This window comes from Paenibacillus sp. RC334 (genome assembly GCF_030034735.1).
Classification (GTDB): Bacteria; Bacillota; Bacilli; order Paenibacillales; family Paenibacillaceae; genus Paenibacillus; species Paenibacillus terrae_A.
The window spans coordinates 4,234,923-4,259,615 of the sequence record NZ_CP125370.1 but is presented as its reverse complement, the minus strand read 5'-3'; the positions used below and the strand labels follow the sequence as shown (position 1 = coordinate 4,259,615).

The window sequence follows — 24,693 nt, the reverse complement described above, 5'->3', positions numbered from 1 at the left end:
TTTCACAAAATTTAGTGGTTGTTGAAAGGAAAGCTACATTCCTTGTCGAATAGTTCTGATAGATATGATATAGATAATAGATACATAACGGATACGTGGATCAGGAAACTAATTATAGGGTGGTAGGTGAGAGAAATGGCTTTTTGGAAAAAAGAGGGGAATACAACGAAGAAGCAGCCAAAGAAAACGGCTCTAATTAAAGGGTTGAAGGGCAGCAAGGCGACAACGGCTAAAGGAGACAAAACAGTTGGGGGGTATTCGAAGGTCGCTCCCTGGTTGTCTAAGGCTACTCGTGTAGGCGCATACAATTTAAAGCGCTTACTCAAGCCGGAAAAATACAGTAAGGATTTTATGCATTTGGTTAAAAATTATAATCCGGTCCGTTCAGTTGGCATGAAGCTGTTTTTGATCTTTTTTACAGCGATTATGTTGTTTGTGATCAGTCTGGGAATGATTTCATACTTTAAAGCCAAAAATACAATTGAGCAAAATGCGGCTACGGCTTACCAGCAAACGGTTCAACAAACCGCAGAGAAGCTGGATATCATTTTGGAACGCTTTCAGGATACCTCGACACAGGTGTTCTTCGATACTGAATTAAGTGATCAGCTACAAAAGGCGGCAAAGCAGGAGAAAAATTCGTTTGATTCATTTGTCGCTATGGGTGAAGTAAACAAGAAGTTAACGAATATTGCATTTACAAACAAGGAAATTGATTCGCTTTATCTGTATCCTGAACAGACGGATCTGGCTGCTATGGGCACAGGAACACAAAAGGACGTACGACAGGAAGCATGGTTCAAGGATATTTTAAAAAATAAAGGGATTGTCTGGTTGCCTACACAGGTAAATGAAAACGGCAGTAAGACGTTTCGTCTGGCTCGTTCCATGAACAGCATGTCGGGCTTGGGCGGGACTTACGTCTTGGTCATGGATTTGAAGTCCAGTGCCGTGGATGATCAGTTGAAGAGTATTGATTTGGGTGCGGGCAGTATGATTAGCCTTATTACACAGGATGGCGTTTTTATAGGCTCCAACATTGATGCTCTGGCAGGAGGGAAACAAAAGTTGGATTACGTTTCACAGCTCCAGGGTGTTGAAGGAAATCAAATTTTGGAGCAGTCCGCAGATGGGAAAGTGCAAAATGTGCTGGCGGTGCATAATACACTGGGCACCTCCAAGTGGATTCTTCTGGGTGTCGTACCTGTATTTGTGCTGGTTAAAGATGCCGAAGGGATTTTAACGGCGACCTGGATTTTTGCTGCGGTGGCGGCACTGATTGCGTTGTTCATCGGTTTGTGGATGGTGCGACTTGTGGCGCTCCCTTTAACGCATTTAAAAGATCTGATGCTGGAAGGAGCCAAGGGCAATCTGCAGGTTCGTACTAACTACAACGCTAAGGATGAAATCGGGCAATTGTCTGAAAGCTTTGATACGATGATGGAGCAGATTACTTTGCTGGTAGAACAGACGAACGTTTCAGCCCAAGAGGTGCTGGATACAGCGACGGAACTGAGTGATGCCTCAAAGAAAACGGCCATCTCAGCCAAGGAAATTGCAGCAGCAACGGAGGAGATTGCTCACGGCTCCGCCAGCTTGGCGACAGAGGCTGAACGTGGCAGCGGACTGACCGGAAACATATCACAGCAAATGGATACGGTTATAGCTTCCAACCATGAAATGAGCAAGGTTGCACACGAGGTCGAGCAATCCAGTGAACAAGGAACGGTTCAGCTGAAAAACCTCCTGAGTAAGACCCAGGTCACTGAAGAAACGACGCATGCGCTTGTGAGCAAAGTAGACAAGTTGAAGGAGACGACTTCCGATGTCTTCAAGGTGCTGGACGTGCTACAAGATATTGCGAAGCAAACGAATATTTTATCGTTAAATGCAACGATTGAAGCGGCAAGGGCCGGAACAGCAGGTCGCGGATTTATGGTGGTGGCCAATGAGGTTCGGCAGCTGGCTGAACAATCACGTCAAGCCATTCGCACGGCGACGGGAATTATTAATAACATCGTCGGCGAGATGAATGAGACGGTTCAGGCGTTATCGGAGGTTTACCCACTGTTCCGACAGCAGATGGGAGCGGTACAGGAGACGACGGACATTTTCCAATCGGTACAGCAGCAAATGGGAGAATTTGCGCTTCGATTGGGTACGGTTACCTCATCCATTCAGGAGCTGAGTGAATCGCAGGCGATCTTGTCGGAGGCGATGACCAATGTGAGTGCGGTAGCCGAGCAGTCCTCCGCCACTTCGCAGGAAGTCGCTTCTCTCAGCACCGAGCAGGCGAATATCGGGAATCAGCTGGTAGGATTGTCTGATAAGCTGGAAGGGGTATCGGTCAATTTGAAGGAGCAGCTTTCACGGTTTACAGTGTAAGGGTATACGTATCCATAAATTGTAGAGCTTGCTGACGTTTGAGGATTATTGTGCTATATGAATTTATTGTTTACCCAGAAGCCCTTTCCTTAGCCAATACTTTGCATAGCCTATACAGTACGCTAAAACAAAGGAGGCGTTCTTGTGGGGGAAATGGAAAGAGGCTTCGGAGGAGTGTGGACATCAATAGCCGCTATCCTGACACTGTTTATTTTGCTAGTGATCATCTTGAAAACATTTCTCTTATAACATTGTGGGCTCTACTGCATCGTACTGGTAGAGCCTTATTTGTTTGCCTGAATGCCCTGCCGTTGAGTAATCTTCTACATATGCTGAAGTGTACTACACATCAAAGGAGGGATCGAGCCATGGGTGGATTTGAAGGTGGTTACGGCGGTTGGACTTCTACTGGTGCAATTTTGGTACTCTTTATTCTGTTGGTTATCATCACTAAAGCAATTTGGATTTAGTTCATAAATAATCGTGAAGGCAATGTTCAATAACTAACCACTCGGCTTCTCAAGCTGGGTGGTTTTGCTTTTCAATAAAACGACATGCCATATAACATACAGATTGGAAAAAACATTTACAGGACATACTACTGGAAAAAAGATGAAAGAAGGATGCATGTGCCGAGGCGTGGCAGCAGTTTTATTCGAAAACGTCGCATTGCATATATGGCTGTGGGCATTACGACATTGCTACTCATTTTGCTGTTGCGGCTGGCCTGGATACAGGGGACGGCGGGTATCCAAATGTCTGCTTACGGGGGGCATTCGCTCAAGGAAATGTCTGTACGCCAGCGGCAGGAGGGCATTGCAATAGACTCGGGGCGGGGACAATTTACGGATCGGTACGGACGACCGTTAACTGGAGGCGTGGTATGGACGCCAGTGCTTTTTCCTGATGTAGACGGTAAAACAGCCGGGCATGGAGAACAGCTTGCCAAGCTGCTGCGGACAAATAAGAAGGAGCTGCTGGCTCAATGGAAGGGGCTGCAATCCCCGCTGTTATGGCGAGACGGGCATGGACAACCCCTGCATATCAAGCCGGATGAAGCAGACCAACTGCTTAGCCTCACACCTTCTCTGGTAGAGCTTGTACCGTATTCGACACGCTACAACAATGTACCCAATGGCAAGCAGTGGCTTGGATTTCTGTACGAACGACCAGATCGACCGGGGCAATTGCCAATCGGGGCAGCCGGGCTGGAAAGAACGCTGGAGCCACTCCTGAGTGGTGTGGGTGAAACCTTCGTTTCTCGATTTGTGGATGCACAGCGCCGTCCGCTGGCTCATTTGCCGTTACGTGTCAGTGCCCCGTCCAATGGCCACTATCCTCTACAGGTCCAGACGACCATTGATCTCCCATTACAGCAGCAGCTTGAAAAGCTGACGGAAACCAATCAGCTGGCAGAAGGGGCGGTGGTTGTGCTGGATGCGGGGAACGCCGATGTGCTGGCGATGGTGTCTCGTCCTTTTTATAACCCTGGTCGCGTCGATCCACACCAGACCACAGGTTGGGCTAACCGTGCGCTCAAGGCAGTGACACCCGGCTCTATTTTTAAGCTTGTTACGGCTGCTGCTGCGCTTGAATCGGGGGTAGTCCAACCGAAGGAGCAATTCCATTGTCACGGGACCTATGGGAAGTATGGTTTGGCATGCTGGAAAAAAGAAGGACACGGCGCTCTGAACCTGGAGGAAGGGCTCGCCGTATCCTGTAATATCGTGTTCGCTCATCTGGGTGAACGGCTTAGCCCTGCCCAAATTCAGGCCACAGCCTCTGCGCTCGGATTGAGCCGGACCGTCGGCTGGCAGGAGCGGAATCTTGCAGGCATGTCGCAGTTCAGTCCATTGGATCACGAAGAAAAGGGAGCCGTATTCGGCTCCCTTACAAATGCGACTGATCCGGGTGTACGTGTCCAGACAGCTATAGGCCAGCGAGACGTGCTGGTCACGCCCCTCCAAGTCGCCAATCTCGTCGTGACATTGCTGCATGATGGTCAGGTGCATGCTCCACGGCTGGTGAAGCACGTCGGCTACGCAGACGGAGGTACGTTGCTGGATCTGCCAGCTCACGCTTCTCTATCACCCGAAGGAAGCCATCCGATTCACGCTTCCACAGCTCGTACGCTTCGCGAAGCGATGGAGAAGGTCGTAGCCCACGGCACAGGTGCATCCTTGCGTGGCAAGTCGTGGCATCTGGCTGGAAAATCGGGCACAGCCCAGGCTCTAAAGGATGGTCAACCCGTGAATCACCAATGGTTTATCGGGTATGGCCCGGTGAAGCACCCTCGTTATGCCGTTGCCGTCTTGGTACAAAATGCGCCACAGCATTCTGCAAATCAGGCAACAGCACTGTTTGGTCAAGTGATGGACCTGTTAGCTCAATTTTCCTCGGTCCCACGAGAAGCTACACGCTCTTCCTCCTGAATTTTGACGATAAAGGGAGGCTCCTCGAATTCTTCTGTCGGAAATCGAATCCATTGCTGCAAATAGCCTTGCTGCCATAATTCCTTCAGTAAAATGATCAGGATTGGAGACAGGATCAACCCGGCCAATCCGAAGATCGACAGTGAGATGATGGCAAAGGAAAGCATCAGATAAGCAGATGAAACACCGATGGAATTACCAGTGATTTTAGGCTCTGCCAGCTGGCGGACGATTACCGTTACAGCCATGACAATGAGCAGCCCTACAGCCAGGCCGGTGTTGCCCGTGATGAACAAATAGACTGCCCACGGAATAAAAATAACAGGTACACCCAGCAGTGGCAAAATATCGAACAAAGCCGCCACAAGAGCCAACGACAGGGCATTATCCACCTGCAAAATGAGTAAACCTATAAATACGAGAACAAAGGTAATTCCCACCAGCATGGCTTGTGCCTTCAGAAAGGCTGAAATCGCTTTGAGTACATGATTTTTCAGAAAAAGATAAGCGGTTTTAAGCGTCTTGGGTGTTTTACTGCGAGCAATGCCCTTCCAGAGATTGATCTCCATACTTAAAAAGAAAGCTAAAATAATGGCAACTGCAAAGTTGCCCATAAAGACAGTGAAGGAGCTGAGAAACTGTATGAAAAAGGAGAGCCCCAGCTGTGCCCATTTGGTGGCAATGGCGGTCGCAGTTTCAAAATAATCGTTAACACGTTCGGTAATCCCCGGCGGCAAAGCGGCAATTTTATCTTGGGAAAGATGAAGATACCGTGTGAATTCCGTTTGGATAATCTGGGTATACTGTGGGAGATTTTGCGCCACTTTCGTAAATTGCGTAACCAGAATCAGACCTAATCCAAAAAAAATAGCGAGTAAAAGGATGATAAACAGCAAAACAGAGAGTGCGGAAGCGAAGGGCTTCTTCATACCTTTACGGTGGAAATAACGGGCCACAGGTTCAATGCACCAAAACACAACGAACGACAGGAATACAGGGGCCGCGAGCTGATACAGCTTACTGGATACGAACATAATTAAATACACAGTTAATACAATCAGGCCGATATCAAAAACGGTCCGCCAATATTTTTTGTACAATGGAAGCATATGTATACAACGACTCCTTTAAGATTTTCACCTATTGTACACTAAATTGGATCTCTATGCTGCTTACACAGTGCTAAAATACAGAATCAAAACCGACAGTATAACCGCCTAAAGCAGCAACGGGTTAGCCCAGTAGCTGATCGTTATGCTCAAGAAAGAATGCAGCAAAATCTCGGCACGCTTACGTCTTTGTGATAACATAAAAGTAAGTGAGTTTTCCTCAGGAAGCCTGCTTGGTAGTCCAGAAATAGAAAAGTGGGGATAAAACGTGCAGACTTTACTGTTATGGATGTTTTACATTTCAACTTTTTATGCTTTTATTCCGGCGCTGGTCAGTCGAATGTTTGGATTTCGGGTGTTTCGGCGGGGCAAAAGCGAGCAAGAGTATGCGCTCACCTTCGATGATGGTCCTGATCCAGTGTATACGCCGCAGTTGCTTGATTTGCTGAAGCGTTTTGATGCCAAGGCTACTTTTTTTGTCGTAGGCGTACATGCGGAAAAACACCCGGAGCTTTTGAAACGCATGCATGACGAAGGTCACTTGATCGGTATTCATAATTATGTGCACAAATCGAATTGGCTTATGCGGCCCGTCACGGTCAGAAGACAAATTGCCCGGACAGAGGCTGTTATTCGCCGGGTAACCGGGGAAGGAACGACCTTTTACCGCCCACCATGGGGAATTGTGAATTTCTTTGATATTTCCAACTCGAATGGTCGCCGAATCGTATTATGGTCCTCCATGTTTGGGGATTGGAAGGCAAGCATCGGAGCAAAACAGTTGGCTGAGCGGATGCTCAAAAAGCTGAGGGGTGGCGAGGTGATGCTGCTCCATGACTGCGGTACAACACTGGGGGCAGACGCAGGCGCTCCGCAAAACATGCTGATTGCGCTGGAGAAGCTGTTGGTGGTTGCCCAAGAACGGAAGCTGCGCAGCGTACGTGTCGATACCTTATTTTGTCGTGAGTCTGCCAGCAGACCTGCTACTACCGAAACATCCAATACGAGTTGGTTTAAAAGAACGTTAGTATTCGGATGGTTGCTGTATGAGCGGCTATTTCACGTTCTGTTCCGTCTACGTCCGGTGCGTAAGGAGGACACGATCTTTTATTACAAGCGTAGTATCTATCACGGGCCAAATGTGAACATGGAGAACGGCAGGTGGCTGGAAAAAGGGGACGCCGTGGTTGAGCTGCATTTTGATAATAAAATGCTGTTTCAGTTAGGCACAACCGCCAAGTCTATGGTGCATTTGGCCATTCAACTGATTCGGATTGTAAAACGACAACTTCCTGATCTCGCCTATCGAATTGCGGATGACCCCAAAATGAACGGTATTAAGGCCATCTATGCAGTGAGTATGATTAATCGGGGACCGGAGAAGCTGGGTTTTCAGATACGAGAGCTTCCCAAGGGACTGTTCAGGATAGCGTCAACCTTATATTTAAAGCTGTTATTTAGTGTTATCCACCCTTCCGGCCCAGAGCGGTTGAATGAAAAAAGGGACGAGATGGTGCCGAAGATGATTGTGATGCCGATTGATACTCTGTTTGACCGTTTCTGGCTGGGGGATTCATACCCTACGGATCAAGGCCAAGGCAAAACCGATCCTATTCAGGAAGCAGTTAGAGCCTCGCAAGCAGCAGATACGAGATCAAGTAGTTGAATTAACGCTAAAAAAGCCTCCCAACCCCTGTGATCAGGGTGTTCGGGAGGCTTTTGTTTATTCGTTTTTAAAACATATCATGATAAGGATTAGATTTTCATAATACCGCCGTTGCTTGCATTGGTCACCAGCTTGGAGTAACGTGCCAGATAACCTGTTTTAACCTTCGGCTCGAAGCCTTTCCAGTTTGCGCGACGACGTTCAAATTCTTCGTCACTAATTTGCAGCTCAATCGTACGATTGTTCAGATCCAGCTCGATAATATCACCGTCCTCAACAAAAGCGATAGGGCCGCCTTCTGCTGCTTCGGGGGAAATGTGACCGATGGAGATACCACGGGATGCGCCTGAGAAGCGTCCGTCTGTAATCAGGCCGACCTTGGCACCAAGTCCCATACCGACGATTTGCGAAGTTGGAGCGAGCATTTCAGGCATACCCGGTCCACCCTTAGGACCTTCATAACGGATAACAACAACGTGGCCTTCTGCGATTTTACTATTGGCAATACCAGCCAGCGCATCTTCCTGTGAATCAAAGCAGATGGCAGGGCCTTTGTGATAACCACCAACAGACGGATCAACTGCACCGACTTTAATGATGGAGCCTTGCGGTGCCAGATTACCGAATAATACAGCCAAACCGCCGCGTTCGGAATAAGGGTTGTCCAGCTTGTGGATAACATTGGTATCCAGAATTTCCTGCCCCTCTACGTTTTCACGGATCGTTTTTCCGGTTACGGTAATACAGTCACCATGCAGTGCGCCTGGCTTCTTCAACAATTCATTCAGCACTGCGCTGACACCGCCTGCATTATGAACATCCTCGATATGATAGTCGGAAGCAGGTGCCAATTTGGACAAATGAGGTACGCGGTTCGCCACTTCATTGATCCGTTCGATAGGGTAGTCTACTTCAGCTTCATGAGCCAGTGCCAATGTGTGCAATACCGTATTGGTGGAACCACCCATTGCCATATCCAGCGCAAATGCGTTATCAATAGCTTCTTTAGTCACGATATCACGTGGTTTCAGGTCCAGCTTGATCAATTCCATCAATTGACGTGCAGATTGTTTAACGAATTCTTTACGTTCTTCCGCTACTGCGAGAATGGTGCCGTTACCAGGCATAGCCAGACCCATTGCTTCAGCGAGACAGTTCATGGAGTTCGCTGTGAACATACCTGAGCAAGAGCCACAAGTTGGACAGCCGTATTGTTCTAATTCCAGCAGGCTTTGATCATCGATTTTACCAGCCTGATAGGCACCTACGCCTTCGAAGACGGAGGTCAGGGAGATAGAGCGCCCGTTCTTGTCTTTACCAGCTTTCATGGGGCCGCCGCTGACGAAAATAGTCGGGATGTTCACGCGCAATGCGCCCATCATCATGCCGGGTGTGATTTTATCACAGTTTGGAATGCAGACCATGCCGTCAAACCAGTGAGCGGAAACGACAGTTTCCAGGGAGTCGGCAATAATTTCACGGCTTGGCAGAGAATAACGCATACCAATGTGTCCCATGGCAATGCCGTCATCTACACCAATGGTGTTAAACTCAAAAGGTACGCCGCCTGCCTCACGAATGGCTTGCTTGACAATTTTGCCGAATTCCTGCAAATGGACGTGGCCCGGTACGATGTCGATATACGAGTTACACACCGCGATAAATGGTTTGTCAAAATCTTCTTCTTTAACGCCCGCTGCGCGCAGCAAGCTGCGGTGAGGAGCGCGGTCAAAGCCTTTTTTAATCATATCGGAACGCATTTTCGTCTTAGCTGTCATGATGCTGGTTTCCCCCCAAAGTTAAAAAATGGTATGGCGTTCGAATGACGCCGAATTAGCGCAGATGTTTTCTAAAGAGTCTATCATACATGTGCGCATATTTCTACATATATAGAAAGTAATCGATTGGATTTTTGTGATGTCGGCAAAATATGAAAAAGCCCACTCCGCAATAAAGCGGGATGGGCTTGAGCTTGCTTTTATAGTTACGAAGGGTGTTTTATGTGGTACTGCACATTAATTTCTGCCGCCTTTGCGTCCAATGTCCCTGTAGAAATCTTTGTCATGGGACTCAGCCGTAGCATCGCCGCCACGTTTACCAATTTCCTGATAAAATTCTTTATCGTGGGAGTTAGCGGTAGCTTGCCCGCCTTTTTTACCAATCTCCTGATAAAATTCCTTGTTGTGCTTCTTGGATGTTGCTTCCCCACCCATACGACCTGCCTCTTCGCGACTCATTTTACCTTGATCCTGATTACGTGCCATTACAAATCACTCCTTTATGAAAAGTTGTTTTTTGTTGCGCGCATCCTTTACTTACCACATCATGCCTTGATGAAACAGGCCCCTTGCTAAGTAAAGAGGATCAGGGTCCGCCTAGTTCTTCGTCTGATCGCCGTTTGTCGCGTACTGACGCTTGTTATAGGATGGACATAAAAAGTTATGCGGATCGTTTAAAAAGATAAGGAGACGGCTTAAGCATCCAGTCGACCCGTGGCTCGATTAAAGGATGTGTTGCATTTCGCACCCAAGGCAGAGTCAGTAGACAGCACAGACCCGCAGCACACGCTACGATCAGAATCACTTCCACCGGAGTGTCTATATAGTCGTAAATTCCCTTGGCAGCAGCGGTACGGACAATCAGACCATGGAGCAAAAAGACGTATAATGTCCGCCGCCCCATGTCAGTCATACGTCCAGTGACGGCTGGAACAAAGCTCAAAAACGCGATAGCCGCTATGAATTGCACTCCATAAATGCCAATGCGGTAAATCCCCGCATACCATTCGGCATGGCCCAGCTCACCATAAGTCATGCTGCCATACAGCCAGCCTGCCGGAATGCCGTAGTACGACGTTCCCGCCAGTACCATAAGCAGAAGGGACACTACGCCTGCGATCACACGGACTGGAGTCGTGAAGAAGCGACGAACATCGGCATAATGCAGATGATACCCTGCTACGAAAAAGGGCAAATAAACAAAGGTTCTGCTTATGCTGAGCCAGATGCCATCCACTGGTAGATACCCGACAAGGATACCCAGCAGCACGGAGATACCTATTTGGACAACAGGTGACATTCCCTGGAAAGCAAGCATCAGCAGTCTCCAGCAGATATGGCTGGCGAGGAACCATAGCAGCAGATAAGGTGCAAAAAAAGAATGATGAATATGGGGAACATGGAAGAGTGCAGCATCCAATATCGAATAGAGGGTTTGAAAAATAAGATATTGCATACCGATCTGAAGCAAGACTTTCCGGCCTGCGTACCCAGCTAACGATGTTTTGGCAAAGTACCCTGTAACGAGCACGAACAACGGCATATGAAACATGAATATCCAGCTAAACCATTGCTGGGCGATGTGAAGCGAGCCAACCAAGGGCTCCAGAGCATTGCCTGCAAATACGCATATGATCAGCATAAAGCGCAAATTGAGAAAGAAGCTTTCTCCTTGTATGTCATGGCTTGTCGTCATGTAATTCCCTCCGAACGGCACTCAGCCGAGTAAACTCTGTGCAAAATAATCCTTACAAGGAACAAGGTACGATACTCTGAGTCTTACAATTGTGATTTTATTCACAATGGTAAGCGCTGTCATATCCTTATTATGTGGCAGAAGCTTGAACAGGGGACAAAGACCAGGCAAATGTCTGGAAATGTCTTCTTATTTGACCCTGTGTGCGCAACGATGGTACCCTAACAAGGTTATAGATAAGCTGATTTACGCAGCAAAAAATTTCATACACCAATCATGAATCATGAGGTACGAAATACGAAAGGAACCTTTAAAATGAGAAGAAGGACGAGAAGATCATACAGCTCATATGGGACACGCACTCCCCGGAAAATATGGAAAATTCTATTGGGTATCCTGATTGTCATTGTGCTTATCGCAGGCTGGGGAGCATGGAAGGTATTCACGCCCTATCAGCCTGACAGCACAGCTACTGCTGCATTAGCAGAATCAGCCGATGCTGTGAAGGTGAACGAACAAGAGTATTGGGTTGGTTTTGAGCCTGTAAAAAGAATCGGTGCCGGAGTTATTTTGTACCCGGGTGCGTTGGTGAAGCCCGAAAGCTACGCTCCTTTGGCCCGCCGTCTGGCGGAAAAGGGTCATCATGTGATCATTGCAAAAATGCCGCTGAACCTTGCACTGACTTCCCCGGATTTGGCGGGTGAGGTGTTGAAGGCATATCCGAAAGAAACCTTTGTGATCGGAGGCCATTCGTTAGGCGGTGTTATGGCTGCCCGTTATGCCGCTACACATCCCGATCAGGTCAAGGGCGTATTTTTCCTTGCTTCCTACCCGGACAGTAAGGGGAATTTGAAGGATAAAAATCTGCCGGTCATTTCCCTGCTTGGAAGTGATGATGGAGTTATTAAAATGGATAGTGTTCAAAGTGGAAGGGCTTATCTACCAGCCAATACGCTGTATTTTACAGTTGAGGGCGGCAATCATGCCCAATTTGGCAGCTACGGAGCCCAAAAAGGAGATAACCCTGCGAAAATTAGCCCGGCCGAGCAATGGAATCAAACGGTTTCAGCTTTGCAGGACTGGATGAAAGAGAGTGTAGATTCAGCTAAAAAAAACCAGTAAAAGGAGGTGGGCTGCATGTCTGAGTTAGTCGTGCAGGGACAGCGGTTTCCATGCCGTGGCATTTTATTGGACAAGGATGGCACGCTGCTGGATTTTATTCAGTTGTGGGGTCCCTGGGCCCGTTCTATACTGGATATGTTGGAACAGCATCTTGCCGTGGCAGGTACTGACTTTACGGTGGAAAAAGGCAGCATTCTGGGTACGATCCACGACCCTGAGGGGCGCGTGATTGGCTATGATCCTTCCGGCCCGCTGGCGATGGGGACAGTGGATGAAAGTACGGGCGTGCTGGCTTGGCAGCTTTATACTGCCGGTGTACCGTGGAATGAAGCAGTGAGGGTTGTTCGGGATTTTAACAAAATGGCGATGGCTGATGTGCGGCGACATCGGGCCGCGAAGGTGTTTCCGGGTTTACGCACGTTACTGGAGCAAAGCCGTCGTGCCGGATTGAAGCTGGCGGTCGTGACCTCTGACAGTACAGAGGCTGCGCAGGAGCACCTGGAGTGGATGGGGCTGACGTCATATTTTGACGAGGTCATCGGACACGACAGAGTTACATACGGCAAACCGGACCCGGAAATGGCTGAAAAAGCCTGTGCTTTGCTAGGACTGTCGCCAGCGGATGTAGCTGTCATCGGAGACAGCAACGGGGATATGCAGATGGGCAAGCGTGCCGGGGTGCGGCTGGCCATCGGATTTGCGTCAGAGCCGGAACGTTCCGGTCATTTGCTGGATGCGGACATCATCGTCCGCGGATATGAAGAGCTGGAGGTGCGTGAAACATGGACAAAGTAAAAACGTTGGCTGAATGGATACAGCAATCACAAAATATTGTTTTTTTCGGCGGGGCGGGTACGTCGACGGAGAGCGGTATCCCGGATTTTCGTTCGGCGGCTGGTCTGTATCAGAGTGAGGAAAAATTGCCTTATCCCCCCGAGGTTATGCTTAGCCGTTCTTTTTTTGTAAAGCATCCTGAAGTGTTCTTTGGCTTCTATCGCAGCAAAATGCTGCATCCGGATGCGGAGCCGAACGGCTGCCATCGTTTCCTTGCATCACTGGAACAGCAAGGGCGACTCAAAGCGGTCGTGACGCAAAACATTGACGGATTGCATCAGGCCGCAGGCAGTGTGGATGTGCTTGAGCTTCACGGCTCGGTGCATCGCAACCATTGTATGGAATGCGGGCGCTTTTACAGTCTGAACGAAGTGATGGACAGCTCTGAGGTGGTGCCCAAATGTCCAGTAGACGGGGGAATTATCAAACCGGATGTCGTTTTATACGAGGAAGAGCTGGATCAGGATACGCTTGTCCGGTCCATTCAGGCTATCTCGCAGGCCGATCTGCTATTAATTGGAGGAACCTCGCTGACGGTACATCCTGCGGCGGGACTGATTACTTATTTTCACGGTAAACATACGGTATTGCTTAATACAGACCCCACTTCATATGATCACAAGGCGGATCTCCTGATTACCGATCCCATCGGCAGGGTTATGGGAGAACTCGGCAGTCAATTGAGTTTGTAATCGTTTTCTTGTCAACGGCCGGATAAAAGCGCTATGATGTTGTTGTAATGGACATAACAATGTTTCGAGAGAGGCTGGGATAGCATGGTTTATTTGGCTGGCGATGATCGTTATGAAAATATGAAATATAACCGCACAGGGAGATCTGGCCTTAAGCTGCCTGCCATTTCACTGGGCTTGTGGCACAATTTTGGCGGGATCAACAATGCAGAGAACGGCCGTAACATGGTTACCCGTTCCTTTGATCTGGGGATTACGCATTTTGATTTGGCTAATAACTATGGTCCTCCGGCGGGTTCGGCAGAGGAATTTTTCGGACAAGTGTTGGCTAGTGATTTGAAGCCGTACCGGGATGAGATGGTCATTTCGACCAAGGCGGGCTATTATATGTGGCCAGGACCTTATGGTGATTGGGGCTCACGCAAGTATCTGATATCCAGTCTGGATCAGAGCTTGAAGAGATTGGGTATGGATTACGTCGACATATTTTACTCCCACCGTTTTGATCCTGATACGCCGCTGGAAGAAACAATGCAGGCTCTGGATCATATCGTACGTTCCGGCAAAGCGCTGTATGTGGGCGTGTCTAATTATAGCGCGGAGCAAACGGCAGAAGCCGCTCGTATTTTGAAGGAGCTGGGAACACCGCTGCTGATTCATCAGCCAAAATATTCTCTGCTCGACCGCTGGATTGAAAACGGGTTGCAGGATGTACTGGACGAAAACGAGATCGGCAGCATTGCCTTTTGCCCCTTGGCTCAGGGATTGCTAACCAATAAATATTTGAACGGAATTCCCGAGGATTCGCGTGCAGCGAGTGCATCTGTCTTCTTGAATGAAAACAATGTGACACCCGAAACACTTCGTAAGGTGCGGGCGCTCAATCAAATGGCAGCTGCGCGCGGACAAAGCTTGGCTCAATTCTCGTTGGCCTGGGCTCTGCGTGGTGAGCGTCTGACCTCCGTCCTGATTGGGGCCAGCCGTGTGAGCCAAATTGAAGAAAACGTTGCTGCCTTGTCCAATCTGGACTTTTCACAGGAAGAGCTGGATCGGATTGATTCGATTCTGAATGCCGGGAACTTACAGGACGGCGGCACAGCCTAATGCTCAAAAGCTATTCCATCATCATCGGTATAACGTGCAATTTTTCATACCCAATATACACGCGACAGCCCGCATCGTTGAAGGATGCGGGCTGTTTGCCATTTTCCAAACCATACCAGCTTGGTCGTTGCTCATTCATGCTGGAACTGAGGATCAATCATCAGACGGAGCAGGGCAGGATATGTGATCGGTTAAAGTCTGTTAAGGATGCGGATATTGCTGAACCTTGCTTCGATACTGGGTTGGCGACTGACCGCAGAAGCGCTTGAATTGACGCGAGAAATACAAAGCGTCTGTCAATCCCACCGAAGCGGCCACCTGCTCCACCGAAAGCTCGGGACGCTCGCGTAGCAGTTGACGAGACTTGTCAATTCGCAGCTTGAGCAGATAGGTAACAGGAGAGACGCCCGTTTCCTTCTTGAATATACGTGACAAATACGCACGGTTATAACCAAGTCCTTCGGACATTTGTTCAATAGAAACGGGATGCGCATATTGAGTGGACATATATTGGACCATCTGCTTGACCGTCCGCCGAATTTGCGAATCCGCCCCGGTTGGGTCAGACCAGTCGCTTAAATGATTACCCGCTTCCCCCATGATCAGATACAGGTAGCCGAGGGCTGCAAGATGCGAGCTGGATTTTCGGCTGTAAAAGGCTAACTGCATCTGCTCCAGATAGCTGGGGATCAGGCTTTCACTGGAAGCGTGGAAGACAGGCTGGTGCACGCGCAGTCCTGCTTCCTGCACCATGGTTTCGGTATGCTGTCCTGTAAACGCAGACCAGCGATACCGCCATGGCTCCTCTTCATCGGAGGTGTAGCTTACGAGCTGACCGGGATGGATCAGGAAAAAATCGTTTTTTTCAAGCTGATATGAGTGCTGCTCTGTTCGGAAGATGCCTTTTCCAGATTCTACAAAATGAAGCAGATAGTAATCATAGAGCTTCGGCCCGACGGCATGACCGGATTTGGTTTGGCTCTCGCCGGCAAAAAGCACGTGCAACGGGCTATTTTCATAAAACACCGGATTGGAGGCCACAGCATAGCTATATGAATGCGTTTGCAAATAGGGTCATCCTTCCTGGATTTGTGAATGGTTTATTAGATACGGTATACTTACATTGTACATATCCAAGTCACATTTATCCATAGCTTTAACACATGGATGCATTACATTATTTAACGCTTTCATTTATACTGAAATCATAAGAAGTGTCAACCTGATTAAGTTTGTTACAGGGAAGTCAGGGGGCCTTTACTAACGGTGATGAGGTGGATGTGGATATGAACACTACTGAAATAAAGAAACGTTTTATCGACAAATATGGTGAAAGCAGCCATGAGCTGCGGATATTTCATGCTCCCGGGCGTGTTAATCTGATTGGGGAGCATATCGACTACAACGGTGGTTATGTACTCCCGGCTGCACTGGAATTCGGTACGACGCTGATTCTTCGTGTGCGTAATGATGATGAAATTCATTTTGCTTCGACGAACCTTTCCTATGAAGCATCTATCCCACGTGGAAAAATAGGTAAAAGTAAAACTGATGAGTGGGTGGACTATCCGGTCGGTGTGCTGGTGGAGCTGGCTGAAAAGGGAGTGTATCCGTCTAGCGGATACGACCTGCTCTATCATGGAGAAATACCGAATGGTGCCGGATTATCCTCCTCTGCCTCTATTGAGGTTGTAACGGGATACGCGTTCCTCACTACCGAAAAACAGGAAACGAACACAGTCGAAATTGCTTTATTGTCCCAGCGGGCAGAAAACAATTACGTTGGTGTCAATTGCGGTATTATGGATCAGTTCGCTGTAGCGAACGGTGCGGCTGATCATGCCATTCTGCTGATGTGCGATACGCTGGAATATCGTAAGGTGCCATTCCGTACCGATGCCTATAAGCTGGTGATCGGCAACACGAATAAGCGCCGCGGGCTGGTGGATTCAGCCTATAACGAGCGCCGTAGCCAATGTGCCGAAGCACTGTCCATTTTGCAGCAGCAGGAGCCGACGCTGGAATACCTCGCTCAGCTGGATGAGGCCCGTTTAGGTGAGCTCCAGCATTATATTGCGGATGAAACGGTACGACGCCGGGCACAGCATGTGGTAGAGGAAAACGCTCGCGTGCTGGCCTCTGTCGATGCTCTTGCGGCGAATGATCTCGAAGCTTTTGGGCAATTGATGAACGCTTCGCATGATTCATTGCGCGATTTGTATGAGGTTAGCTGCACGGAGCTGGATGTGATGGTCGAGGAAGCACGGCGCATTCCTGGCACGCTGGGTGCGCGTATGACGGGAGCCGGATTTGGGGGCTGTACGGTTTCACTTGTCCATGAGGACGATGTGGAACGGTTTGTGAAGGAAGTCGGCGAAGCTTATCAGACCCGGACAGGGCTGGAAGCCAGCTTTTATGTATGTAAGGCGGGAGACGGAGTTAAAGAACAGAAGGAGGACGAATAACATGGCCATTTTAGTAACAGGCGGAGCTGGATATATCGGTTCACATACGGTAGCAGAGCTGTTGGATCGGGGAGAAGAAGTTGTGGTGCTGGACAATTTGCAGACCGGGCACAAGGCAGCACTGCTCGGAGGCAAGCTGTATGAAGGTGATCTGAGAGATAAAGAACTGCTGTCCAGACTGTTTTCCGAAAACAGTATCGACGCAGTTATCCATTTTGCAGCCAACTCGCTGGTCGGGGAAAGTATGCAAAATCCGGGTAAATATTATGACAACAACGTATTCGGCGCGTTGAGCTTGCTGGAGGCCATGAAGGATGCCGGTGTGAGCAGGATCGTATTTTCCTCCACTGCGGCTACCTATGGCGAACCGGAAAAGGTGCCGATTGAAGAGGGCGACCGTACGGAGCCAACGAATGTATATGGTGAAACAAAGCTGATGATGGAGCGTATGATGTCGTGGTTTGATAAAGTATTGGGCATCAAATATGTGTCCTTGCGGTACTTTAATGCGGCCGGTGCGCATGAGAGCGGCAAAATCGGTGAGGATCATCGTCCGGAAAGTCATCTGATTCCGCTGGTACTCCAGACAGCACTGAAACAGCGCCCACACATCGCGGTGTTTGGTGAGGATTATGCCACGCCAGATGGAACGTGCATCCGGGATTATATTCACGTGAGCGATCTGGCGGATGCCCATGTGCGTGCAGTAAATTATTTGCGTGAAGGTCATGACAGCAACGTGTTTAATCTGGGCAACGGACAGGGCTTCTCGGTGAAGGAAGTTATCGAGACGGCGCGCAAGGTCACTGGACTCGACATTCCGGTGGTTACAGAGCCACGGCGCTCGGGTGATCCGGCAGTATTGGTTGCCTCTTCTGAAAAGGCACGTTCGGTGCTGGGCTGGAGTCCGGCGCGTACCCAACTGGAGGACATTATTAGCGGAGCTTGGGGCTGGCATCAGTCGCACCCTCAGGGCTACGGCGACGAATAGACGGGAGACGATGACATGATGAGCAAGAGTCAATCCGCAGATAGAGGTCAAGGCCGGGAACATTCCCGGCATGCGGCCCATGACATCGATGAAACTGTACAGCAAGCCGCTCTGTATGCGATTGAGCAACTGGCTGCATTCGCACAAAACCGGGGATTGATCGGTCTGCAAGATACAGATTACAGCCGTAATCTGCTGCTGGAGCAGTTCGGGTTTTCGGAGCCTTATTCCGGCGAGGAGGCAGGGGGCATCACAGCCCCCGAGGTTCTCCAGCCTGTGCTTAATGTATTGATTGATTATGGATATGCGATTGGACTTATATCGGAAAACACAGATACGTACCGTGATTTGCTGGATTCCAAAATCATGGGCCTGCTGATGGCAAGACCGTCTGAAGTCATCCGTGACTTTCATCAAACGGAGGCTGAACGTGGCATAGAGGCAGCGACAGATGCATTTTATCAACTGTCCATCGACTCGAATTACATCCGAATGGACCGCGTTGCCAGCAATGTGTACTGGAATCAGCCGACACCTTACGGAGATATGGAAATCACGATTAATCTGTCCAAGCCGGAGAAAAGTCCAAAGGAAATCGCAATGGCGAAGCTTCTTCCGCCGCCAGTTTATCCAAAATGTCAATTATGCCGTGAAAACGTTGGGTATGCCGGAAGGGTGAATCATCCGTCCCGCCAAAACCTGCGCATCATTCCGTTGGAATTGAACGGGGAACCGTGGTTTTTTCAATATTCGCCCTATGTGTACTACAACGAGCATTGTATTGTGTTCCATCACGATCATGTGCCGATGAAGCTTACGAAGGATACGCTGCGGCGGTTGCTGGCATTTACGAAAGCGTTCCCGCACTATTTTATCGGTTCCAATGCCGATCTGCCGATTGTCGGAGGATCTATTCTGACTCACGATCACTTTCAAGGTGGACGTCATACGTTCCCGATTGAAAAAGCAGGCGTGGACGTTGTATATCGCAATGAAGCCTTCCCGCAAGTCACAGCAGGGATTGTGAACTGGCCGATGTCAGTGATCCGCTTTACTTCAACGGATGGCGAAGCGTTGCTGGAGGCGGGGAATGCTGCATTTGAAGCCTGGAAGACTTACAGCGATCCCGCAGCCGATGTCCTCTCTCATACGGAGCAGGACGGAGAAGCGGTGCCGCATAATACGGTGACACCGATTGTACGCCGGGATACGGAAGGAAGGTACCAGATGGATCTGGTGCTGCGCAACAACCGGACGAGTGATGAGTACCCGGAAGGTATTTTTCATCCTCATCGCGAGATGCATCATATCAAGAAGGAAAATATCGGTCTGATCGAGGTTATGGGACTTGCGATTTTGCCGGGGCGGCTTAAGGATGAACTGGATGGTATTGCAGATATTTTATGCGGTAACGACGAGCTGGCTATAGCTATGCAGCAGGAAGGGCATCCGCTATTCAAGCATGCGGACTGGATTTACCAGTTGAACACCCGATTTGGTCGTCTGCCTGACAAGGAGACGGCTGTTCGCACTGTACAAAATGAAGTTGGACTGAAGTTCAGTGAAATTTTGGAGCATGCAGGAGTGTACAAGCGTGATTCGGAAGGTCAGCAAGCGTTTGGACGTTTTATAAAGCAACTGGGTTATACAACAGGGGAATAGAATAATTGCAGGCAGCGCATAATACAGTGCGAGAACCCTCCCAAGATATGACATGGAATCATGCTCCTTAAGGAACATGGTTTTTTTTCTGAAAAAGAAGCAAATTTGTTTCCTGTAACTGAGAAGGTTATAATAGAGTAGTTTCTTAACATTAAACTTTGAAAAATATTGGAGGCGAACGTTTGCGATGAAAGCATTCGAATTTTATAATCCTACTCAATTGATCTTCGGTAAAGGGCAATTAGAGGCTCTCAAGCGTGAAGTTCCTAAATACGGTAAACGTGTACTGCTTGTATATGGCGGCGGCAGTATTAAGCGCAGCGGCTTGTATGATAATGTAATAAGTCTGCTTAAAGAGATTGGAGCAGAGGTAACGGAACTGGCAGGTGTAGAACCAAATCCTCGCTTGTCCACAGTACATAAAGGCGTGGAATTGTGTAAAACACATCAAATCGACCTCGTACTGGCTGTTGGCGGCGGTAGTGTGCTGGATTGCTCCAAAGCGATTGCTGTCGGGGCGAAATATGATGGCGATATGTGGGATTTTGCAGAGCGTAAAGCGGCTCCACAGGCAGCATTGCCTTTAGGTACAGTTCTGACGATGGCAGCTACCGGTTCCGAAATGAACGCAGGTTCTGTCATTACGAACGAAGAAACACAGGAAAAACTGGGCTGGGGCAGCGTATTTGCGTTCCCTGCGTTTTCCATTCTTGATCCGGTGAACACGTATTCTCTGCCACAAAATCAAACGGTGTACGGAATCGTGGATATGATGTCACATACGCTGGAGCATTACTTCCATCTGGAATCTAACACTCCGGTTCAGCTTGGCTGGTGTGAAACGATTTTGCGTACAGTTATGGATGCGGCTCCGGGCCTGGTCAACGATCTGGAGAACTACGAGCTGCGTGAAACGATGATGTACTGTGGTACGATGGCGCTGAACGGCTTCCTGAATATGGGGCTGACAGGTGACTGGGCGACTCATAATATCGAGCATGCGGTGTCTGCTGTTTATGATATTCCACATGGCGGAGGACTGGCGATTTTGTTCCCGAACTGGATGAAGCACAATCTGCATGTGAAGCCTGAACGCTTCAAGCAACTGGCTGTGAATGTGTTCCATGTAAACCCGGAAGGCAAGAGTGATGAAGAAGTAGCGCTCGAAGGTATTCAGGCGTTGCGTGATTTCTGGAACTCGATTGGTGCGCCAAGCCGTCTGGCTGATTACGACATTGACGGTTCCAAAATCGACGTTATGGCTGATAAAGCTGTGAAATTCGGATCCTTTGGCGGATTTAACAAGCTGAATCGCGAAGATGTAGTGGAAATTTACAAAGCATCTCTGTAATCCAGTCATTCAGTCATTGGATAATTGTAAGCACGTTTGTACGTCATTAGACGTATGGACGTGCTTTTTTGGGTTTGATTTGGAATTTTAGAGGAAAATTTTGAAACTTTTTAAGGTTGAATACGTAAACATAGTTATAGGCTGGAAACCAGACTGAAAAGGGACATGGAAGGAGGAGCCGCATGGAAACTATATTTTGGTGGTTATTGGCAGGGGGCGCCATCTTTACCGTGGTCAGTGTGTTGATCGGGGATGTACTCGGTGGTTGGCTGGATGGATTGGAGCTTCCCGGCCTCGATTGGTTCAGACCCGTCGTTTTACTTGGAGCGATGACCGCTTTTGGCGGGGCGGGTGTGTTGCTGACGAAATATACCGGGTTGAGCATGAGCCGGGTTGTTCTGCTTGCCCTTGCGATTGCGTTTGTGATCGGAGTGCTCGTATTTTTTGCGTTTATCAAGCCAATGGCGAACTCGGAGGTATCCAGCGGCTTCTCGATGCGTGAGCTGACTGGCAGAATCGGTGAGGTCACCGTCCCGGTACCTGAGGTTGGTTACGGGGAGGTTATGATCCGCTTGGGTGCAGGCAACACCATACATACAGCATCGAGCTTTGATCACAAACCGCTGGCTGCGGGAACCCGTATCGTCGTGGTTGAGGTCGCAGAGGGTGTCGTCCGCGTAGCGTATCTGGACACATAGACGACGCATTCGCTTAACTTGAAGGGAGCGTGAACGGGAGTGTCAAGCTTGCAGGATATTGTGTTGGTCCCGGGGATTGTCGTTATCGTTATCGTCATATTAGGGATCGCCTTTTGGGCCCGTTACAAAACGGTAGGACCGGATGAAGGGATGATCGTGACGGGTTCATTTTTGGGAAATAAAAATATTTCCGAGGATGATTCCGGTCGCAAAATCAAAATTGTGCGCGGCGGTGGCGCCTTTATATGGCCTATTTTTCAGCAGTCCGAATTTATTTCTTTATTGTCCCACAAGCTGGATGTAACAACACCGGAAGTGTATACGGAGCAAGGAGTTCCCGTGATTGCGGACGGTGTGGCAATCATCAAGGTAGGCAGTTCCATTGAAGATGTAGCAACAGCAGCGGAGCAGTTCATCGGGAAGCCGCTGGAGGCCCTCAGGGGAGAGGCTCAGGAAGTGCTGGAGGGCCATTTACGTGCGATCCTCGGCTCGATGACGGTGGAGGAAGTATATCGTAATCGGGATCGCTTTGCACAGGAAGTACAGGGCGTGGCGGCTCGCGATCTGAAAAAGATGGGGCTGCAAATTGTCTCGTTCACGATTAAAGATGTGCGTGATAAGCACGGATATCTGGATGCGCTAGGTAAGCCGAGAATTGCCGCTGTGAAACGGGATGCAGAAATTGCCGAAGCTGAGGCGGTAAGGGATGCCCGGATTCAAAAGGCGCGTGCGGAACAGGAGGGCCAGAAGGCTGAACTTTTGCGTGATACAAACATTGCCGAGGCAGCCAAGGAGAAGGAACTGAAAGTGGCTTCGTTTAAAAAGGAGCAGGATACAGCCAAGGCGGAAGCCGATCAGGCTTATCACATTCAGGAGGCTCGTGCCAAGCAGACTGCTGTCGAAGAGCAGATGAAGGTCGAGCTGGTGCGCAAGGAGCGAGAAATTGATCTTCAAACCAAGGAAATTCAGGTACGTGAAAAGCAATATGATGCGGAAGTGAAGAAGAAGGCGGAAGCCGATCGGTATGCGGTAGAGCAAGCCGCGGAGGCGGATAAATCGCGTAAGATGCGTGAGGCGGAATCGTTGCAATACTCGATTGAGACACAGGCTAAAGCGTCAGCTGAACAAAAACGGCTGAATGGGCAAGCAGAAGCGGATGCGGAACGCGCCAAAGGTACGGCGGATGCTGATGTCATCCGTTTACGTGGTCTGGCGGAGGCCGAGGCCAAGGAAAAGCTGGCGGAGGCGTTCCAGAAATTTGGCGAGGCAGCCGTACTCGATATTATCGTGAAAATGCTGCCTGAGCTGGCCGGACGGATTGCCGAGCCGATTGCGTCCATTGATAAATTAACGGTTGTGGATACAGGCAAGGGAGAAGGAGCAGCGCGTGTCAGCAATTATGTCACAGAGCTAATGGCTACGGCTCCAGAGATGCTCAAGAGTGTGTCCGGTATTGATGTGGAGCAGTTAATTAAGGGGCTGACCACGGGGAAAAAGGGCCTTCATTCCGCACCGTCCTCCGGTGAAACGGATAAGCTGCACATTCATGCCCCGGTTGAGGTTGCGCCGCGGGATAAAGAATAGCCGCAGGGCTTTCAGGAGCGGATACCCCTTAACAGAAAGAACGCTTTTCATCACAGGTTTTCCCGGTTATTGTGATGAAAAGCGTTTTCTTTTTATTGACCTTTAGCGAAATATTTGGTACTTTAACGTGGATTCCTCTGAGCTTCATGCTCTAATTCTTAGGATCAAGGTTCAGATAAAAAGAGGTGCGGATGTGAGCAGCCTACAAGTGGCGAAAGCGCTGAATAACAATGTGATTATCGGGATGCATCCCGAGCATGATGAGGTTGTTGTGATTGGAAAAGGAATCGGTTTCAATCGCAAAAACGGCGATCTTATACCGTTGGATTCAGTTGAAAAATTATTTATATTAAAAAGCCATGAGGAGCAGGAGCAATACAAGCGATTGCTTCCCGAGCTGGATGAAAAGCTCATTGAGGTCATTGGTGAGGTGCTTCACCATGTTCAGCTTCAAGCGAAGAAGCCTCTGAATGAGCACATATTGATTGCTTTAACCGATCACATCGCCTTTTCCATTAATCGTCAGAAACAGGGCATTACGATCCATAATCCGTTTTTGTATGAAACGAGAGAAATATACCCTCAGGAATACAAGATGGCTGAACAGGCAGTCTCTTTGATCAAGGACAAGATGGGTGTGGATCTGGGAGAAGATGAAATCGGATTCGTAGCCTTGCATATTTACAGTGCCATGACGAATCAGCATATTTCCGAGGTCAGGAAGGATTCCCGATTGATTGCTGATATGGTACAGGTAGTAGAGACTACGCTGGAATATCGCATTCCTCTCCAATCCCTGGATTACTCACGTTTGCTGACTCATCTGAGGTTTGCGATTGAACGTGTACGTCGGGGAGAGATTGTGCAGGAGATTTACCGATTGGACAAGCTGTTGAATGAAGAGTATCCGGAAATGTATATGTTAGCCTGGAAGCTTACGAAGATTATGGAGAAAAGGCTTCGCAAATCCGTATATCCGGCTGAGGTTAGCTATTTGACGATGCATTTACAGCGGTTGTCCCAACGTAAAGAGCAGGGAGAGCAACGTTAGAACAGCTAGAATCGAAAAAAGTATTGCCTCACTTTTGGCAGAATGCTATAATAAATTTTGTAATGAGCAAGAC

Annotated in this window: 20 protein-coding genes; 15 read left to right on the top strand and 5 right to left on the bottom strand. The window is 48.9% G+C overall.

What is annotated here, in order from left to right; translation table 11 throughout:
* The first annotated feature begins 135 nt into the window (after window positions 1-135).
* The 3 genes from QMK20_RS19500 to QMK20_RS19485 all read left to right on the top strand — a co-directional run bounded on the left by QMK20_RS19500 (window position 136) and on the right by QMK20_RS19485 (window position 4,817).
* On the top strand, window positions 136-2,385 hold the full coding sequence (locus QMK20_RS19500) for a methyl-accepting chemotaxis protein (protein WP_283652949.1): 2,250 nt from the start codon (window positions 136-138) through the stop codon (window positions 2,383-2,385).
* Between the two features lie 368 nt (window positions 2,386-2,753).
* Complete coding sequence (locus tag QMK20_RS19490; RefSeq protein WP_082067271.1) at window positions 2,754-2,855, top strand: sporulation protein YjcZ; 102 nt, start codon at window positions 2,754-2,756, stop codon at window positions 2,853-2,855.
* Between the two features lie 153 nt (window positions 2,856-3,008).
* The gene (locus QMK20_RS19485; protein WP_283652948.1) at window positions 3,009-4,817 is read left to right on the top strand and encodes a peptidoglycan D,D-transpeptidase FtsI family protein; all 1,809 of its coding nucleotides are present in this window, start codon (window positions 3,009-3,011) and stop codon (window positions 4,815-4,817) included.
* On the opposite strand, the gene QMK20_RS19480 is transcribed toward QMK20_RS19485, so the two are convergent.
* On the bottom strand, window positions 4,772-5,926 hold the full coding sequence (locus QMK20_RS19480) for an AI-2E family transporter (RefSeq protein ID WP_283652947.1): 1,155 nt from the start codon (window positions 5,924-5,926) through the stop codon (window positions 4,772-4,774). The two genes, QMK20_RS19485 and QMK20_RS19480, sit on opposite strands and share 46 nt — an antisense overlap.
* Window positions 5,927-6,194: 268 nt before the next feature.
* Between QMK20_RS19480 and QMK20_RS19475 the strand changes: the two genes are divergently transcribed.
* Window positions 6,195-7,592 carry a polysaccharide deacetylase family protein gene (locus tag QMK20_RS19475; protein WP_283652946.1) on the top strand — a complete coding sequence of 466 codons (1,398 nt, stop codon included), beginning with the start codon at window positions 6,195-6,197 and terminating at the stop codon, window positions 7,590-7,592.
* Window positions 7,593-7,681: 89 nt separating this feature from the next.
* On the opposite strand, the gene ilvD is transcribed toward QMK20_RS19475, so the two are convergent.
* From ilvD to QMK20_RS19460, 3 genes are all read right to left on the bottom strand, one after another.
* The gene (gene ilvD, locus QMK20_RS19470) at window positions 7,682-9,370 is read right to left on the bottom strand and encodes a dihydroxy-acid dehydratase (protein ID WP_283652945.1); all 1,689 of its coding nucleotides are present in this window, start codon (window positions 9,368-9,370) and stop codon (window positions 7,682-7,684) included.
* A 237-nt stretch (window positions 9,371-9,607) separates the two neighbouring features.
* The gene (locus QMK20_RS19465; RefSeq protein WP_014282920.1) at window positions 9,608-9,856 is read right to left on the bottom strand and encodes a KGG domain-containing protein; all 249 of its coding nucleotides are present in this window, start codon (window positions 9,854-9,856) and stop codon (window positions 9,608-9,610) included.
* 175 nt (window positions 9,857-10,031) lie between these two features.
* Window positions 10,032-11,066 carry an acyltransferase family protein gene (locus tag QMK20_RS19460; RefSeq protein ID WP_283652944.1) on the bottom strand — a complete coding sequence of 345 codons (1,035 nt, stop codon included), beginning with the start codon at window positions 11,064-11,066 and terminating at the stop codon, window positions 10,032-10,034.
* Window positions 11,067-11,381: 315 nt separating this feature from the next.
* Here QMK20_RS19460 and QMK20_RS19455 point away from each other — a divergent pair, with 315 nt between their 5' ends.
* The 4 genes from QMK20_RS19455 (at window position 11,382) to mgrA (ending at window position 14,818) form a co-directional block, all read left to right on the top strand.
* Window positions 11,382-12,188, top strand: coding sequence for an alpha/beta fold hydrolase (locus tag QMK20_RS19455; protein WP_283652943.1), 807 nt, complete (start codon window positions 11,382-11,384; stop codon window positions 12,186-12,188).
* A gap of 15 nt (window positions 12,189-12,203) precedes the next feature.
* Window positions 12,204-12,983, top strand: coding sequence for an HAD family hydrolase (locus QMK20_RS19450; RefSeq protein WP_283652942.1), 780 nt, complete (start codon window positions 12,204-12,206; stop codon window positions 12,981-12,983).
* Window positions 12,971-13,714, top strand: a complete 744-nt coding sequence (locus QMK20_RS19445) for an NAD-dependent protein deacylase (protein ID WP_283652941.1) — start codon at window positions 12,971-12,973, stop codon at window positions 13,712-13,714. Before QMK20_RS19450 ends, QMK20_RS19445 begins: the two co-directional genes overlap by 13 nt.
* Window positions 13,715-13,798: 84 nt before the next feature.
* On the top strand, window positions 13,799-14,818 hold the full coding sequence (gene mgrA / locus QMK20_RS19440; protein ID WP_283652940.1) for an L-glyceraldehyde 3-phosphate reductase: 1,020 nt from the start codon (window positions 13,799-13,801) through the stop codon (window positions 14,816-14,818).
* A gap of 201 nt (window positions 14,819-15,019) precedes the next feature.
* Here mgrA and QMK20_RS19435 read toward each other — a convergent pair whose 3' ends face one another.
* The gene (locus QMK20_RS19435; protein ID WP_283652939.1) at window positions 15,020-15,886 is read right to left on the bottom strand and encodes an AraC family transcriptional regulator; all 867 of its coding nucleotides are present in this window, start codon (window positions 15,884-15,886) and stop codon (window positions 15,020-15,022) included.
* Window positions 15,887-16,104: 218 nt separating this feature from the next.
* On the opposite strand from QMK20_RS19435, the gene QMK20_RS19430 reads away from it, so the two are divergent.
* From QMK20_RS19430 to glcT, 7 genes are all read left to right on the top strand, one after another.
* Window positions 16,105-17,283 carry a galactokinase gene (locus QMK20_RS19430; RefSeq protein ID WP_283652938.1) on the top strand — a complete coding sequence of 393 codons (1,179 nt, stop codon included), beginning with the start codon at window positions 16,105-16,107 and terminating at the stop codon, window positions 17,281-17,283.
* A gap of 1 nt (window position 17,284) precedes the next feature.
* Window positions 17,285-18,274 (top strand): UDP-glucose 4-epimerase GalE, encoded by a 990-nt coding sequence (galE, locus tag QMK20_RS19425; protein ID WP_283652937.1) that lies wholly within the window; start codon window positions 17,285-17,287, stop codon window positions 18,272-18,274.
* 18 nt (window positions 18,275-18,292) lie between these two features.
* On the top strand, window positions 18,293-19,936 hold the full coding sequence (locus QMK20_RS19420) for a UDP-glucose--hexose-1-phosphate uridylyltransferase (protein ID WP_283656312.1): 1,644 nt from the start codon (window positions 18,293-18,295) through the stop codon (window positions 19,934-19,936).
* Window positions 19,937-20,123: 187 nt separating this feature from the next.
* A complete protein-coding gene (locus tag QMK20_RS19415; protein ID WP_283652936.1) occupies window positions 20,124-21,287 on the top strand; it encodes an iron-containing alcohol dehydrogenase in 1,164 nt (387 codons plus the stop codon).
* Window positions 21,288-21,469: 182 nt separating this feature from the next.
* Entirely contained in the window at window positions 21,470-21,985 is a 516-nt protein-coding gene (locus QMK20_RS19410; RefSeq protein WP_044648157.1) for an NfeD family membrane protein, read from the top strand.
* A gap of 48 nt (window positions 21,986-22,033) precedes the next feature.
* Window positions 22,034-23,569: a flotillin lipid rafts scaffold protein FloT gene (locus tag QMK20_RS19405; protein ID WP_283656311.1), complete on the top strand. Its 1,536-nt coding sequence runs from the start codon at window positions 22,034-22,036 to the stop codon at window positions 23,567-23,569.
* Between the two features lie 193 nt (window positions 23,570-23,762).
* Window positions 23,763-24,620 (top strand): glucose PTS transporter transcription antiterminator GlcT, encoded by an 858-nt coding sequence (gene glcT, locus QMK20_RS19400; RefSeq protein WP_283652935.1) that lies wholly within the window; start codon window positions 23,763-23,765, stop codon window positions 24,618-24,620.
* Window positions 24,621-24,693: the final 73 nt, after the last annotated feature.